Source organism: Pseudoalteromonas sp. PS5 (assembly GCF_004103255.1).
GTDB classification, from domain to species: domain Bacteria; phylum Pseudomonadota; class Gammaproteobacteria; order Enterobacterales; family Alteromonadaceae; genus Pseudoalteromonas; species Pseudoalteromonas peptidolytica.
On sequence record NZ_RCSQ01000040.1, the window covers coordinates 20434 to 35515 of the forward strand.

At 41.1% G+C, this 15082-nt stretch carries 12 protein-coding genes; 7 read left to right on the forward strand and 5 right to left on the reverse strand.

What is annotated here, in order from left to right; translation table 11 throughout:
• Window positions 1-484 precede the first annotated feature (484 nt).
• From D9603_RS05510 to D9603_RS05520, 3 genes are all read left to right on the forward strand, one after another.
• Complete coding sequence (locus D9603_RS05510; RefSeq protein ID WP_128730576.1) at window positions 485-1078, forward strand: uracil-DNA glycosylase family protein; 594 nt, start codon at window positions 485-487, stop codon at window positions 1076-1078.
• Between the two features lie 296 nt (window positions 1079-1374).
• The gene (locus tag D9603_RS05515) at window positions 1375-1728 is read left to right on the forward strand and encodes a hypothetical protein (protein ID WP_128730577.1); all 354 of its coding nucleotides are present in this window, start codon (window positions 1375-1377) and stop codon (window positions 1726-1728) included.
• 289 nt (window positions 1729-2017) lie between these two features.
• Window positions 2018-2467: a DoxX family protein gene (locus tag D9603_RS05520; protein WP_128730578.1), complete on the forward strand. Its 450-nt coding sequence runs from the start codon at window positions 2018-2020 to the stop codon at window positions 2465-2467.
• A 79-nt stretch (window positions 2468-2546) separates the two neighbouring features.
• On the opposite strand, the gene D9603_RS05525 is transcribed toward D9603_RS05520, so the two are convergent.
• The 3 genes from D9603_RS05525 to D9603_RS05535 form a co-directional block, all read right to left on the reverse strand.
• The gene (locus D9603_RS05525; protein WP_125252520.1) at window positions 2547-3272 is read right to left on the reverse strand and encodes an ABC transporter permease; all 726 of its coding nucleotides are present in this window, start codon (window positions 3270-3272) and stop codon (window positions 2547-2549) included.
• Window position 3273: 1 nt separating this feature from the next.
• Window positions 3274-4161 (reverse strand): ABC transporter ATP-binding protein, encoded by an 888-nt coding sequence (locus D9603_RS05530; protein WP_128730579.1) that lies wholly within the window; start codon window positions 4159-4161, stop codon window positions 3274-3276.
• A gap of 152 nt (window positions 4162-4313) precedes the next feature.
• On the reverse strand, window positions 4314-4823 hold the full coding sequence (locus D9603_RS05535) for a DUF2141 domain-containing protein (protein ID WP_125252522.1): 510 nt from the start codon (window positions 4821-4823) through the stop codon (window positions 4314-4316).
• A 255-nt stretch (window positions 4824-5078) separates the two neighbouring features.
• Here D9603_RS05535 and D9603_RS05540 point away from each other — a divergent pair, with 255 nt between their 5' ends.
• The 3 genes from D9603_RS05540 (at window position 5079) to D9603_RS05550 (ending at window position 10803) form a co-directional block, all read left to right on the forward strand.
• Window positions 5079-5906, forward strand: a complete 828-nt coding sequence (locus D9603_RS05540) for a pirin family protein (protein WP_125252523.1) — start codon at window positions 5079-5081, stop codon at window positions 5904-5906.
• Between the two features lie 9 nt (window positions 5907-5915).
• Window positions 5916-6899 carry a glutathione S-transferase family protein gene (locus D9603_RS05545; protein ID WP_128730580.1) on the forward strand — a complete coding sequence of 328 codons (984 nt, stop codon included), beginning with the start codon at window positions 5916-5918 and terminating at the stop codon, window positions 6897-6899.
• Between the two features lie 496 nt (window positions 6900-7395).
• Window positions 7396-10803 (forward strand): ATP-binding protein, encoded by a 3408-nt coding sequence (locus D9603_RS05550; protein ID WP_128730581.1) that lies wholly within the window; start codon window positions 7396-7398, stop codon window positions 10801-10803.
• Between the two features lie 184 nt (window positions 10804-10987).
• On the opposite strand, the gene D9603_RS05555 is transcribed toward D9603_RS05550, so the two are convergent.
• The gene (locus D9603_RS05555; RefSeq protein WP_125252526.1) at window positions 10988-11572 is read right to left on the reverse strand and encodes a DJ-1/PfpI family protein; all 585 of its coding nucleotides are present in this window, start codon (window positions 11570-11572) and stop codon (window positions 10988-10990) included.
• A 275-nt stretch (window positions 11573-11847) separates the two neighbouring features.
• Between D9603_RS05555 and D9603_RS05560 the strand changes: the two genes are divergently transcribed.
• Complete coding sequence (locus D9603_RS05560) at window positions 11848-14013, forward strand: M3 family metallopeptidase (RefSeq protein WP_125252527.1); 2166 nt, start codon at window positions 11848-11850, stop codon at window positions 14011-14013.
• A 53-nt stretch (window positions 14014-14066) separates the two neighbouring features.
• On the opposite strand, the gene D9603_RS05565 is transcribed toward D9603_RS05560, so the two are convergent.
• Complete coding sequence (locus D9603_RS05565) at window positions 14067-14744, reverse strand: LiaF domain-containing protein (RefSeq protein WP_125252528.1); 678 nt, start codon at window positions 14742-14744, stop codon at window positions 14067-14069.
• Window positions 14745-15082 lie beyond the last annotated feature (338 nt).

Consider the following 15082-nt stretch of genomic DNA (forward strand, 5'->3'; position numbering starts at 1 on the left):
ATGCCTGTTGTTAATGCGTATAAAAGCGCATCTAAGCGCTTTATTGGTAAGGTTAAAGCAAGCAGAGACGAGGCCATAACGGTGACAAAATAGCCGCCGATTATAGCGATTAAAAAACGTGAAATTACTTGCGATTTGTATAAAGCTGCCTCAATTTTAGTGTTATCCTGATTAGGCATAGTACCCCTTAAAATTACAACAAGAGTAATAGATTATTATCCAATAATTTGCATCTAAATGATAGTGATTCGCACTTGTTTTCATGGCCTGCTACTCAATTGACATAACTTGAGCTGCTACCGTTGGGTGATATTCTGTACTTGTATATTTCGTCTAGTTGTTATGGTGGGAGTCGGTTACACAACAGGCTTCAAATGGAGTTAAACTAAGTAAGTATTAAATAAAAGCTTCAGTGCATTGGGGGATAAGCGTTGCTATGCGATAATCTTGGTTGTTTTTTTATTGCCAAAACCAGCAAGCTAAAATGGATATTTTTACACAAGTGAACTTATGTCGGTTCTGCGAACCTGAGTTACCTCTTGGGGCTAACCCAATTATTCAGGGAAATAGTCTTTCGAAAATACTCATCATTGGACAAGCTCCGGGATTGAAAGCGCATAACAGCAGGTTACCGTTTAATGATCCTAGCGGCGATAGATTGCGCAGTTGGCTCGCTGTGGAGCGGGCGCAATTTTATAACCCAGATCTCTTTGCCATCATGCCAATGGCGTTTTGTTATCCCGGTAAAGGTAAATCAGGTGATTTAGCACCAAAGGCAGTGTGCGCGCCAAAGTGGCATCAACAGGTGTTCGCATCTCTGAAACAAGTGTCTTTGACCTTACTTATCGGTCAATACGCACAGCGATATTATTTACCGCAGTACTCATCAGTGACAGACATGGTAAAAGCAGCAAATTATGAAACCCAAAACATGATCCCGCTACCTCACCCAAGCCCTAGAAACCAAATATGGTTGAAAAAGCATAACTGGTTTGAAGAGTGTGTTATTCCACAACTGCAAGTAAAGGTAAGGAAGGCATTAGATGGGCATGAAGCGGCGATAAAAAGTGGGCGATAGATTCGTGTCATTGTTTGTTCCAAATACTGAAACTTTACATTTATTTGAAATACCCCTTTCGGGAATAAGATATTCCATATAACTTTATTTTTTGTAACCTTATATGTGGTCAATAATTAGCTCGTTCAATGCAGCCATAGTGGCAGAAGTAAACCAGCTTAGGTGATCTGAGCCTGCGCCAAGCAGTAATTTGCGTGAATATTTCTCATCATTTGGTTGCGTAATTAAGTGTATTACTCCATACTTCACTCTGTTTACATCACATACACTTTTTAACATTTTCAAAGGACTTGATAATGATTTACAAAGCTACCGGTTGGGCCGCTGTGCTCCTTTCTATCGTTGCATTATATCCAAGTATGCAGCCTGGTGCGTATTCTGTTATTGGTTTCTACCTTTGTTTGTTTTCTCTCATTATTGCTGCATTCGCGAGCCACATGGACAGGCCTATTTATTTTCGCGGGGCGATAGGCATATCACTCGTTAACATACTATTGGTTAACGATGGCACGCGAGCCAGCTTATTACTTGGACAAAGCGACTGGGTGTATATCGGTTCTATGTATGGGATTTTTCTCGTCGTGGTCAGCATCTGTGGATTTTTGGTGAGTAGAGACTTACTGATTTCAACCCTTGAAAACCATCGATAATGCTTAACGCCATGCAGCTGTTACATCAGGTTAATTAGACTGGTATTGAATGATGTTGTGTATGAGTTATGTCCTCTCTGTTTGGGGACGGCTATATATTATACTAGTTAGTCCGAGCTTAAAGGTTAAATCAGTTTCTTCCTTATCTCAGCCTAAGACTTGCTTTTATTCTTATAATTAGAATGAAGTTAGTGATTTTTACAAATTTTATATTATAAAATGGAATGTATACTTTCCTCATCGGCTCTTCAACAAAGAGCCTCCAATTTTATCAACTGAGGAAAGTATCATGAACATCATTAATATCATCAATCCAAGTAGTACGTTTTCATCGTTAGCATCTTTGTTTGGCCGCGTTGGGTTGTCAGCGATTTTCATCTTAGCCGCTGTTAATAAGATCCAATTTTACGAAGGCAACGCGGCGTATATGGCCTCCAGTGGTTTGCCTAGTGAGTTATTACCTTTGGTTATTGCGTTTGAGTTAATTGGAGGGCTTTTCATTTTGATTGGCGCTTTTACTCAACTAACAGCGCTCGCTTTTGCCGGATTTAGCTTAGTTAGTGCTTTGCTGTTTCACTTTGACCTTGCGGATCAAATCCAGTTTTTAATGTTTTTTAAAAATATAGCGATGGCCGGAGGCTTTTTGGCATTAGCGGCAACTGGCGCTGGTGACTTTAGTGTTGATAAAAAACTAAATAACTCACGTTTGATTAAGGTAAAAGGCGAGTCACAAAACTAAAGCTGCCCTTGCAAAAATAATTGCCGAATGTCGTAAAAGAAGCGCACAGGGTAGGGTCTGTGCGCTTGCGGGATCAATGCTAGGCTTGTTTAAATTTGGTATGTGCAACAAAGCACAGGAGACAGGTTTGTAGGGTGAATATGCTCAGGTGGTAATAAATTGCAAAACCTAAAGCGGCGTCAATAACACCAAGCGCTAACTGCGAAATATGGAAGGTAGGTAAAAGCCAAGCAAACCACTGCATAGGCTCAGGAAAAAGAGTAATTGGCAGCCAAAGACCTGACAACAGTGAAAGTGGTAAGTAGACTAAGTTGACGACAGCTGGCGCTGCTTTTGCCGACACACACAAGCCAATTACGAGCCCTAACAGACATAAAGGAAAGGTACCTAATAAGGCGATTAACACAATTATAAGAAACTGTTCCAAGGCTAATGATACACCTGAAAACAAAGCTAACATACTCATTAAACAGGCCACAATTAATGAAAAAACCGAGGCACTTACGCATTTTGCGAAGAGGTATTGGTATGCAGAAACAGGGGATAATTGCTTAAGAACCAACCAGCCATTTTGCTTTTCAATAGCCACGTTCACACCAAATGAAAATAACGCCGGGCTTATCATCCCAAATATCAAATAGTTGATAAACATATAATTGTGAGAGTCGTCATGGCTGAACATGATGCCAAAGAAAAGATAAAACAAGCATGGAAAGACTGATGCAGGGATCACAAATCCCTTACTTCTAAAAATACTCAATAGTTCAACTTTGCTTTCTAGTAAAAAAGATGTTGTATTCATCATGTTAAGCATTTCCATTATTCATTAAAGAAAGGTAAGCCTCTTCTAGGCTCATTGGTGCTACCTGTAAATTGTGAACATCAAATTGCGTTAATAGTCGCTGTAGAATGGGGTTTGGCTCGTTCGTTAGTATGGTGAACTTATTGCCTTCAACACTAAGATTTACCATAGGGAGAGCGTCAAGAAGTGTGACCTCAGGCAAATCGCAGGTAAACTTTATTTGAGCACGGGGGTAGATGTTAGCTAATTCTGGTATATCGGTTAGGTTTGTACACTTACCCTCCCTTAGCACCAATAATTCATCAGCCAGTGTCTCAGCTTCATGAAGATAGTGTGTGGTAAGCAACACCGTTTTATTTTGTTGCTTTAGCGCGAGAATGGCTTGCCAGAGTTGTTGTCGCGATTCTACATCCATACCAACGCTTGGCTCATCTAAAAAAATAATGTCCGGATCGCCCACCATCGCGATGGCCATAAACAATCTTTGTTTCTGCCCTCCAGAGAGCGTATCAAAGGTTTGCTGTAAAAAACCTTCGAGCTGACAGAGTGAGATAATGTCATCCAATGGGGTAGGGTGTTGATGATAGCTTGAAAAAAGCTCGATAAACTCTCGCACTTTGATATGCAGAGGCAGCCCGCCCAACTGCATCATAGCGCCAACACGCTGGCGACAAAATAATGAGTCTGGAGGATGACCAAGTACACGAACCTGTCCCGATGTTGGCTTTATTCTGCCGAGCATGATGTTTATTAAAGTAGTCTTCCCTGCACCATTTTGTCCCAAAATAGCATGCACTTGGCCTTGTTGAAGGGTAAGGTTTAGCCCCGCTAAAAGGGGGTTACTGTCTCGGTATCCAAAATTGATATTTGATAAATCGATTGCGCTATTCACGGTCTTGATTCCATTTACTAGGTATATTTTCAGTATGTATAGGTAACGGAATGAATATCAGTGAGTGTTGTCAGAAAATAAAATGACAATTGTCAGAGGTGGAAAACGCAAGACAGGTGTGATGAACACCACACCTGTTAAAACCTCAGATATTAAAGGCCTGTGACTTTTGATAAATGTGTAGAGAGCGTAAGTTGTATTTTTGTATTGGGCGCTTTGACCGTAAATAACGCTTCTTCAAAATCACCTTTTGAAAAACTGTCATGAATATTATTGGATAAGGCGTAAGGCTCACTAGGCATGCCTGTAAATGGGAAAATCATTCGATCCATGCCACCATCACTGTCTTCATCATGAATAACATGAATGGCATACTTACCAGCTGGTACCGACTCAAAAGTAACAGTGGTTAAGGGAGAAGTTGGGGCGACAACCAGTTTTCGAAAAAAGTGTGCATCGGGATCATTTACATTCTTATCACTGTGGTAGTCGGCGCTGTTGTCAAATAACAATACCAGCATTTGTCCTTTCGTGTTACTTACTTCAGTAATTTCAACAGTTAGATTAGTTGGTGGGCCTGCAACAGCGTTTACACTGACAGGACTGGTAGAACTACACGCCGTAAGTAATGCTAGCGCCATCAAAATAATTAGAGACTTCATCCTTTGCTCCTAGTAGCAGTTAAATTGTAGCCTCTCAAGCTTGTCAGATAATTGTGTTATTACTGTTAAAAATTGTTATTTGTGACGTGCATTATCACTGTTCAGACCAGAGTGAAGTGCTGCTGAGTATTTAATCTAATTATAGGCTAAGTTTATTCCATTCTATTATATCGAACGTACTAACCAAATTTGACTAATTTTAATCTTTTTCAGCTTTGTTATGCTAATTCTCAACAAAGATATTGAGACATTATTATGAAGATACGTCGAATACAAAAAGCACAAGCAACAAGTGACGGAGCTGGTGTAAAGATTAACCGAGTGGCAGGTTTCGATGGAAAAAGTTTAGATCCATTTCTAATGATTGATGAATTAAGGTCGGAAGATCCGAAGGATTTTATGGCTGGTTTTCCACCTCACCCACATCGCGGTATAGAAACATTAACGTATATCAGGAAAGGTGGATTTGAGCACCAAGACCAAATGGGCAATCGTAAGGCAATCCAAGCCGGAGATGTTCAATGGATGAGTACGGGGCGTGGCGTAATACATAGTGAAATGCCGTTAAGTGATAAAGAGGGGATGCATGGGTTTCAGCTTTGGTTGAATATGCCAGCTAAAGAAAAGATGCGGGCGCCCAGATACCAAGATTCAACAAAGCAACCTGCAAAACAAGTAGTGCTCGACGAAACAAGTTATTTTACAGCGCTAGCGGGTACATGGCAGGTTGGAGAAGTGCAGCTAAAGACGGCGCTACAAGAGTTAGCTGGTCAAAGTGCACTTGCTGATGTGTGGCTACAAAAAGGAGCGCGTTTACAGGTAGATATTACTCAATTTGCTAAAGTGATGATCTATATCCATACCGGACAATTGGAAAGTTATGGTGAGCAAACGCTTATCGAATTAGACTCAGACTTTTTGCTTGATATGGTGGCGACAAATAACGTCGGTTTCTTGCTCCTTGCTGGACAACCGATTAACGAGAAAATAGCGCATATGGGACCGTTTGTTATGAATACGCAAGAAGAGTTGCAACAGGCGGTGAGAGACTACCAAATGGGTCGCTTTGGCGACATTGTATAGGGGGTTTACATGGGACTATTAATTGATGGTCAATGGCACGACAAATGGTATGACACCAAGCGCAGCAAAGGCAAATTTGAACGGGAATCTGCAAAGCTACGTAATTGGATCACGCCCGATGGTCGTGAGGGAGCAACAGGAAAGGGTGGATTTAAAGCTGAGTCTGGTCGTTATCACTTGTATGTATCGCTAGCCTGTCCTTGGGCACATCGTACGCTTATTTTTAGAAAGCTCAAACAGTTAGAAGCGCATATTGATGTCTCGGTTGTGGATCCTGATATGCTTGACCAAGGTTGGAGTTTCTTAAGTCAACGCCCTGAGGTTAGAGAACGAGTGTACGGGCTTGAATTTATGCACCAGCTGTATACAAAAAATGATAAAAGCTACTCAGGCAGAGTAACCGTTCCCGTACTTTGGGATAAACAAACTGCACAGATCGTCAGTAATGAGTCGAGTGAAATCATCCGGATGTTCAATAATGCGTTCAATCACATCACAGGAGATAGTAGCGACTATTATCCACATGCGCTGAGAAGGGAAATTGATGAAATCAATGACTTTGTTTACCACAATATTAATAATGGTGTATATAAAGCAGGGTTTGCTACAACACAAGATGCCTATCGCATTGCTGTTCATGATTTGTTTGAGGCACTAGACAAAATTGAAACTAGGCTTGCTAACACTCGGTACTTGGTTGCAGGGCAGTTAACGGAAGCGGATTGGCGACTATTTACGACCTTGATCCGGTTTGATAGCGTATATCATGGGCACTTCAAGTGTAATATTAAGCAGATAGAAGATTATCCAAATCTTAGTGCTTATTTGCGGGACTTATATCAACATGCTGGGATAGCTGAAACCGTCAATTTTGAGCACATAAAACGGCATTATTATTTTAGCCACACTATGATTAATCCGACCCAGGTAGTACCGGAAGGACCCAATATTGACTATCTGAGTAGCCATAACCGCCACAGACTTTCATTGTAAAAGCGAGCCAACATTGCCTTTGTATTGATTTAGACTAGAGTTAAATAGGCGATGATTATGTGGCTTTATGGCGTCGTCATCGTCTATTCTGAAGGTTGAGAGGCGGTGTTGGCGTCAACAAATATTATCGTTTGCTGTAACGTTCGTCGCAGTTTTACTGAGTTTTGAATTTGGATAAAAAGCGAGATAAGTTGCGATTTTAAGTTATACCAATTCGCTTAGTTAAGCTTTCTATTTTGAGGCGAGAACACTTTGTCGATAGTCTCGCTACCACGCTTTGCTATCGCCAAGGTTTTTGCATTTGTGCGGGCACGGTAAAAATTTTGCTATTTAGTGGTTTTAAATAAGAAATTTTCAACGCATTTAGCGCCAAGTTTACAGCTTCAAATTGAGCAAGTATTAAGTCAAATTGGTATAAATCAATGCCTGTCTAGGTATAGAGCTATAGTGGTGATGCAGGGATTACATGCTGCGGTCACAAAATCAAGGAGAAAGCGTGTCTTCTTCCAATATTGCTAAAAGTGCGATTGTATTATTGTTGGCGGTTCTGCCCGGGGCTATTTTATATTTTGAAAATAACATTCAAGACGACCTCAATGACAGTTTTTATCAGCGCTTGGAGCAAGTGCACTTAGCTCAAAATAATATCTATTTAAGTGAAATTGATGCCAGTAGAAGGTTTTTGTACTTTCTACTTGATACGCCCCCTATCCAAGGTATTGCCAGAGCTGAAAAAAATAATGGCATCGACCCGCAGGAGAATACGCCTTTACAAGTGTGGCGAGCGCGACTAAGCACAATTTTTAGATCTATGCTTTATTCTTACGACGGTCTGATTCAGATCCGGTTATTGGATGCACATACTGGACTGGAGCTAGTCAGAGTGGAGCGACAACTCGGAAAAGTTATTACGGTTTTAGATAGCAAGTTGCAAAATAAAAGCCAATATGATTATTTTACGCAGTCATTGCAACTGCCTGAGCGAACTATCTACTCAACGTCAATTAATTTGAACAAAGAGCGCGGTCAAATTGTTTTGCCGTTTCAACCCACTAAGCGTTTTACCTTACCCACCTACGATATTGATAACGATTTGTTCGGCATATTAGTGATCAACACCAATGCAGAAAAAATGATAAATAAAATTGTCTCACAAGCACCCAATACGCAAAAAGTGATAGTGCTAGGAGAGGGCGACTCATTTATTTATCATCCAGACTTTGCTCTGCGTTACAGCAGAGATCTCAATCCGGATATAGATTTTCGTAGCCGCTATCAAGTGCAGCCATGGAACAACAAACTACAGCTAGTGGAAGACAAAGAAACGAATGCACGCTTTTTAGCATTAATTAATGAAGTGGAAGGGGTAAACGTTGGCAGCTTGAAAGCGAAATTAGTCAATCTGATCCCATTTTCAATTTACCAGCAAAGTTTGAATGAAAAACGACTCACAACATATAGTTTACTTGCAGTTGCCAGTGGTGTGTTTGCGTTGATTTTCTTTGCTTTTTGGCAATATACCCGAAGTTTACAAGCGCTTGACTCAACGCGTGCAGAGTTCAAAGCTATTTTAGATGGAGCATCAGATGGGGTGCTTGGTTTTGACAAAACTCTACGGCTCACAAGTTTTAATGAGTCGGCCACATCTTTTTTTAACAAATTGAATAATACCAAGCTCAGGAGTGAACCGCAGTTTCTACCTGACCCCGTATCTGCATTTATTTATGCTAATGCAAGTAAAGTACTTGAAGGCAAAGAAGTCGAGTCTCGCTCGATTAAGCTGACTCAAAGCGGTCAAGATAACAGTTGGTTATCGCTGAATTTATCGCCAATTTATGGTGGTAAACAAGTGATCCAAGGTGTGGCATTGTTTGTTGAAGATATAACCGCACAACAGGAGGCTGAAACACAATTGCTATTGGCGAATGAGCGTCTTGAAAATGAAGTCGCAGAGCGTACCAAGGAGCTAGTAGATGCGCGTGATAAAGCTGATAAAGCCTCAGAAGTGAAAAGTGCCTTTATCTCAACTATTAGTCATGAGATGAGAACGCCACTCAACGGTATTTTGGGGTCGCTGAATTTGGTTAGAAAGGAGCCTGTAACAAAGCATCAGCAAAAATATTTAGAAATGATGGAAACTAGCTCAACCACACTGTTGTCACTGATCAATGATGTGCTTGATTTATCAAAGATAGAAGCTGGAAAGTTAGAGATTGATAATGAACCTTTTAATCCACTTTCTGTGATTGAGCATGTAGCCTTGTCTATGTCTACCAAAGCCAAAGAGCAAGAGATAATTTACATAGTCGACCAACTAGGCCTCGAATACATCGAATTATGTGGGGATGCTGCGCGAGTCAAACAAGTTGTATATAACTTACTTAGTAACGCAATTAAATTTACCAAAGAAGGCTATGTTAAATTAAGTGCCACCACTGAACTGACAGACGATACTGTATGGCTTAAAGTTGCAGTGGAAGATACAGGTGTAGGTATAGACAAAGCAAACCATAATAAACTGTTCCAGTCTTTCAGCCAAGAGTCAACCAACACCGCAAATGAGTTCGGAGGTACAGGCCTAGGTCTTTCTATCTGTAAACAATTAGTTGAAAAGATGCTGGGGCATATTCGTTTTGAAAGTGAAAAGCATAAAGGTAGTGCATTTTGGTTCGAGCTACCGTTTGCTAAATCACAAGCTAAGGCTATCAACCTCCCCAGTTTTCTTGCTGGAAAAACCGTGTCTGTTTTTTGCGATACGACTGTTGAGTTGGACTACATGATTAAACTCATCACGAAGTTTGGCGGGCAACATGTTGATCATGCTCGCCCAAGCGATATTTGTATCGCAACCAGTAAACAAGCGTTTTCTCAGGTAGAGCAAGTAGCAAGTGAGTTCAAAAAGGTGATTTTGGTTGGCGATGAACTGCAACATATCAATGATTCTGACAATATTGTGCATATATCCGCACCTGTGAGGTTGGGCGAGTTTGTCTCTGTGTTTGACCTCAATAAAGCTGTGACCCTTCAGCCGAGCTTAAAGAAATCAGGAGAGGCAGTAACGCTTACAGGCAACTTGGTAGCAGGGTGCGAGTTTCTTGTGGTTGATGATAACCAAATTAATCGCATTGTTGCTAAAGGTATTTTAGAAGGACAAGGTGCTAAAGTGCAATTTGCAGTAGATGGTCAGGATGCTATCAACAAACTATTATTATTTGAGGATCAAGGGGTTAATTTTGATGCCATCTTTATGGATTGCAATATGCCTGGAATGGATGGCTACCAAGCGACAAGAGCTATTCGTCAAGGGCAAGGTGGTGAGTGTTTTTGCAATACAACAATCATTGCAATGACAGCAAGTGCTTTGGCGGGAGAAAAAGAGCGCTGTCTCAGTGCAGGTATGGACGAATTTGTGACCAAACCAGTTGTAATTGAGCAGCTATTTTCAGTGCTAGAGAGCCTCAACATCTATGCTAAAGAAGATGATTCGGTGCTTATCCAACCATTTGAATTTAGCAACCAAGACGATGAAGAGGTACGGCAACAACTCCCCATTTCAGAGAGTGAGGTACTTGCGCGGTTATCAGGAAACTACGAGCTGTTACAACAGCTTTATGCGCTGTTTTTACAAGACTCTGAAAGTAAAATGCAGCAACTAATACTAAGCATTAAAAATAGTAACTGTGACGCAACTGTAAAATACAGTCATTACCTGAAAGGGCAAGCTGGAGATTTGGCTGCTCAAAAGTTGTTTGATGTGCTCGATAATATTGAAACATACGCCCGAAACCATCAGGCTGGTCAATGTAAGTCCCACCTCGCAGCTGCGCAAATAGAGTATGAGAATGTACTTAAGTTTGTAAAAAATCGAGTTGCAGATCTAGAGCAACAACACGCTAAAAGTTAGTAAAGTGTTTGGTTGTATGGATACAGTTCCCCTTGTGCCATCAAGAAACGTGGATGGCGCTATCACGAGGTTTTATCGCTCACAAGGGATTAATTAACAAAATTTATTGTGTAGAAATCTTCCGTAAATTCTGGCGTCATTGCACCAAAGCGATACAATGGGTTTGGTATAAAGTTAGGCTGAACTATTCGTTAGGATATTTCGGCCAGTCGTAGTCCATTTGCATCGCGGTTTTTCGAGCGATAGCCTGCCCAAAGCGCTTTTTCACAAGCTCCAGGCTCATATCGATACCAGCAGAGATACCCGCTGAGCTAGTAAAATTTTGATCCATCACAAATCGTGTGTCTTCAATGACTTCTAGGCTAGGATATTGCTCACGTAAATCATCGAGATCTTGCCAATGTGTTGTGACACGTTTGCCATCTATAATACCGGCCTCTGCGTACAAAAATATGCCAGTACAAACTGATGCACACTGTGAAGTATGATTTGCGGTTTCTGCAAGCCAATTGAGCACATTGTGGTTTCCACAAATTTTGTGGTGAAGTCCTCCAACGACAATAAGTAAATCGAATTTAGGATGTGAATGTATGCTGTAATGGGGGTTTACACTCATTCCACCCCTTGTTGTGACGGGGATATGAGTAGGTGCAACTAGGCTGACGTTAATGGGAGTATCTATAAAGCGTTTTGCTGTATTGAATACTTCAAATGGACCACAAAAGTCTAAACATTCTGCGCCATCGTATATGAAAATGCCTACTTCCATTATCTATTCTCACAGATCAGTTTTTTACTAACTTGGCTGATTTCAGCTAATTTTTCAAGGTAAATTGTAACAATCCATGAAAAAAGCTTTTGGTTTTGCGCTAAGCGTTGGGCTATTTATACAGCGTAACTGTTGAGATTAACCCATTTTGCAGCCGATGAGTGCACTTCTTGCTGCTCTATCGCGTAGAATCAGGTTTTACCCGCAAAGCAATTGCACTTTTGAAGGCAATCCGTAATATTTCCCTTCAAGATAACAACAAGCGATGAAATATTATGTTCAAACCTTCTATCACATTATTAAGCGCTGCAGTGTGTGTAGCCCTTGCTGGTTGCGCAGGTACTACTAACAAAACGGCTGAGCCGGTCAAATTAGTTCAAGACAAACAGTATGATAATGTGCTGTTACAGGAATTTTCAGGCCCTTATCAAGGTGTTCCTCAGTTCGATAAAATGAAACTGAGTGATTTAGAAGCCGCTCTTGAAATCGGTATGGCAGATAATCTGAAAGAAATTGAAGCGATTGCGAACAACCCAGCAGAGCCTAATTTCGATAATACAATTGTGGCATTAGAGCGCACTGGTGCAGCTTTAGATCGTGTTTTTACCTACTACGGTCTGTGGAGTTCAAATATTTCAAGTCCTGAGTTTAGAGAAATTCAGTCGCGAGTAGTACCAAAGTTTTCTGAATTTAGCTCTAAGATCACACAAAATCAAAAGCTGTTTGAACGAGTGAAAACGGTGTATGAAAGCGCAGAGTATAAAAAGCTAACTGCGGAAGAGCAGCGTATTACTTGGATGCGCTACAATAGCTTTGCACGTAATGGTGCAACCCTCACAGGTGATGACGCTAAGCGTTATGCAGACATTAATCTTGAGTTGTCAAAACTACACACAAAATTTGCGAATAATGTACTTGCTGACGAAGAAAACTATGTTGTTTACCTCAGTGAAGCGCAGCTGTCAGGTTTGCCTGAGTCATTTGTGGCGTCTGCAGCGGCTGCAGCGAAAGCGCGAGGTAAGTCAGGGATGTACGCGATTACAAACTCTCGTTCTTCGATGGATCCATTTTTAACTTACTCAACAGAACGTGAGCTACGTGAAAAAGTTTGGAATAACTACTATAACCGTGGCAACAATGGCGGTGAGTTTGACAATAAAGCTATTATTTCTGAAATCTTAAAGCTCAGACACGAACGTGTTAATTTACTGGGCTACGAGAATTATGCTCAGTGGCGTCTTGAAGACCGTATGGCCAAAAAGCCAGAAAATGCCATGGCACTGATGAAGAAAGTGTGGCCAGCAGCGATTGCTCGTGTAGAAGAAGAAGTTGCGGATATGCAGGCTATCGCTGATAAAGAAGGAGCCAAGATCACTATTAAGCCATGGGATTATCGTTTTTACGCTGAAAAAGTACGCCAAGCTAAATATCAGTTAGATTCAAATGAAGTGAAGGCTTACTTACAATTGGATAACCTGCGCGAGGCGATGTTCTATGTTGCGGGTCGTCTGTTTAACTTTGAGTTTACTGAAATCACCGATGGGTCGGTACCCGTTTTCCACCCAGATGTTCGGGTGTGGGAAGTGACCGACAAAACATCAGGTGAAAATATCGGCCTGTGGTACCTAGACCCATTTGCACGTAAAGGTAAGCGCTCTGGAGCCTGGGCATTATCGTATCGCAGTCATACCACGTTTGATGGTAAAACCAATGTGTTGAGCTCAAATAACTCTAACTTTGTAAAAGCACCAGAAGGAGAAGTTACACTTATCTCTTGGTCTGATGCTGAAACTTACTTCCATGAGTTTGGCCATGCACTTCATGCACTATCATCGAATGTGAAATACCCAAGCTCTAACTCTGGTGTGCGTGACTATACAGAGTTCCAGTCACAGCTATTGGAGCGCTGGCTTGCAACTGATGAAGTAATTAACCGTTACTTAGTACATTATAAAACAGGCAAGCCTATGCCTAAGGCACTTATCGAGAAAATTAAAAAGTCAGCGACCTTTAATCAAGGTTTTGCAACGACTGAGTACTTAGGTTCAGCGATTATGGATATGTTGTTCCACACAACGGATCCAGACAAAATTGGCGACCCAGTTGCATTTGAAAAGTCACAGTTAGATGCGCTAGGCATGCCGAGTGAAGTGGTTATGCGTCATCGCACGACACATTTTGGTCACGTATTCTCTGGTGAAGGGTACTCTGCAGGCTACTACGGTTACCTATGGGCTGAGGTATTAACATCTGATGCTGCAGAAGCTTTTGCTGACTCTCCTGGCGGTTTCTACGATAAAGACGTTGCACAGCGTCTGGTGGATTATCTGTTCTCGGTACGTAACGCAATGGATCCAGCCGAGGCGTATAGAAAGTTCAGAGGTCGTGACGCCAAAGTTGAAGCATTAATGCGTGATAGAGGCTTTCCAGTAGAAAAGTAACACTGAATATGCACACCAAAGCCCCCTAGTGACCAACTAAGGGGCTTTTTCATTTAGTATTTTGAGTTAGATTGATCACTGAACAAAGACTTTAGCCCGTCTGCAAACTGTTTTAACTGCATTTTCATTGAGCGTTTTACACTGACCTCAAGACTTCCCAAAATGGTTCTACCTTTAATATATATGCGAGGGCGTTGTTTTACTTGGGTATTTGTCGCTAAGGTATTTCGTGTATTTTCGACCGAGCCCATAATATTGTTTATATCGGTTATCACATCCACTGAATCAGGAATATAGATTTCGCCACTGCCTAGAATGCAGTCCATGTAAATATGTACTTCAGGGTGGCTAAAAATAGCGCAAGTAAAATCCAACTCAATACTACCGAGATAATTTTTTAAATGAATTTCCTTGGGAACAACCCATTCACCGCTGCGGTGGCTTGACCCTAACATTGAAGTCATGTGCATTTTTTCGACATCCTCAGTCGATGAGGTAAACTTTGGTCCCAACCGAGCTGCTTTTTCACTGTGATATCTGGGGTCTGACTTGAGTGGTAAGTCGGCACTCAATGCGGCAATTTTTTGGTGTTCTTGTAAATTGTAGGCTTGATCTAATCTTCTCTCGAACGCCTCAGCTGATAGTTCACCATGGCTATAGTTGAGTATTAGCTGGTCGATGATTTCCTCTCTAACTGACTCGAGAGGCCTATCTTGTAGTGGTACAGACATAACATGAGGTTCCATTTCGTTGATGTGCTAGGTATTAAGCAATTATTAAGCCACTGAAAGCTTTTAATAAAATCAAATGGTTAAAATAACAACAAAGCGTGACTTTATGATAAACACTAAAACTTAACGAATGAGCCTACTATTTGGTCAAAATAATCTACTTGATTAAGCAAATGAATTTCACTCCTCGCTGGTTGGCCTTTTCAATGAGGTTGAAATCACTGTGGCATTTGCTAAGGTGTAATACCAATTTGACTTAATACTTGCTCAATTTGAAGGAGTAAATCTGACGCTAACAGCGTTAAAAATTTCTCATTTAGAACAACTAAATAGCAAAA

What these genes read in the sequence shown, in the direction of transcription:
- D9603_RS05510 (WP_128730576.1), top strand. Translation starts at nt 485, where the DNA reads ATGGATATTTTTACACAAGTGAACTTATGTCGGTTCTGCGAACCTGAG.
- D9603_RS05515 (WP_128730577.1), top strand. Translation starts at nt 1,375, where the DNA reads ATGATTTACAAAGCTACCGGTTGGGCCGCTGTGCTCCTTTCTATCGTT.
- D9603_RS05520 (WP_128730578.1), top strand. Translation starts at nt 2,018, where the DNA reads ATGAACATCATTAATATCATCAATCCAAGTAGTACGTTTTCATCGTTA.
- D9603_RS05525 (WP_125252520.1), bottom strand. Translation starts at nt 3,272, where the DNA reads ATGATGAATACAACATCTTTTTTACTAGAAAGCAAAGTTGAACTATTG.
- D9603_RS05535 (WP_125252522.1), bottom strand. Translation starts at nt 4,823, where the DNA reads ATGAAGTCTCTAATTATTTTGATGGCGCTAGCATTACTTACGGCGTGT.
- D9603_RS05540 (WP_125252523.1), top strand. Translation starts at nt 5,079, where the DNA reads ATGAAGATACGTCGAATACAAAAAGCACAAGCAACAAGTGACGGAGCT.
- D9603_RS05545 (WP_128730580.1), top strand. Translation starts at nt 5,916, where the DNA reads ATGGGACTATTAATTGATGGTCAATGGCACGACAAATGGTATGACACC.
- D9603_RS05555 (WP_125252526.1), bottom strand. Translation starts at nt 11,572, where the DNA reads ATGGAAGTAGGCATTTTCATATACGATGGCGCAGAATGTTTAGACTTT.
- D9603_RS05560 (WP_125252527.1), top strand. Translation starts at nt 11,848, where the DNA reads ATGTTCAAACCTTCTATCACATTATTAAGCGCTGCAGTGTGTGTAGCC.
- D9603_RS05565 (WP_125252528.1), bottom strand. Translation starts at nt 14,744, where the DNA reads ATGTCTGTACCACTACAAGATAGGCCTCTCGAGTCAGTTAGAGAGGAA.